The organism is Microbulbifer okhotskensis, from assembly GCF_023895975.1.
Taxonomy (GTDB): domain Bacteria; phylum Pseudomonadota; class Gammaproteobacteria; order Pseudomonadales; family Cellvibrionaceae; genus Microbulbifer; species Microbulbifer okhotskensis.
Map to the genome: position 1 here is coordinate 1 of NZ_JALBWM010000416.1, position 372 is coordinate 372.

The following is a 372-nucleotide window of genomic DNA, read 5'->3' on the forward strand; positions in this document are numbered from 1 at the left end:
TCGATTTCTAAGGCCGCAGAGGCTGTAGGAACCACTGCCAGCAACCTGCGACGCTGGATAAAAGAGCTGAAGCAGGAAGAGAGTGGAGTAAGGCTAGATGCCGGCGAGCGCGCTGAATTGGATCGGTTACGACGCGAAAACAAGCAGTTGCGGATGGAGAAAGAAATCCTAAAAAAGGCCAGTGCCTTCTTTGCGAAAGAAATGAAGTAAAGTACAACGTTATCAAAGAACAGCAAGGCAGCTTTCCAGTTAGGACGCTCTGCCGAGTGATGCGGGTAAATAGGAGTAGCTATTACGAGTGGTGTCAGCGCAGTGATAGCTCAATAGATAGCCAGACATGGAAACTATGCCATCGTTTGAAGGCCTTATTTT

1 pseudogene is annotated in these 372 nt (G+C 48.4%); it reads left to right on the plus strand.

The window, feature by feature from the left end:
* Nucleotides 1–210: pseudogene (locus tag MO867_RS22740) on the plus strand (IS3 family transposase); the annotation flags it as partial.
* Nucleotides 211–372: the final 162 nt, after the last annotated feature.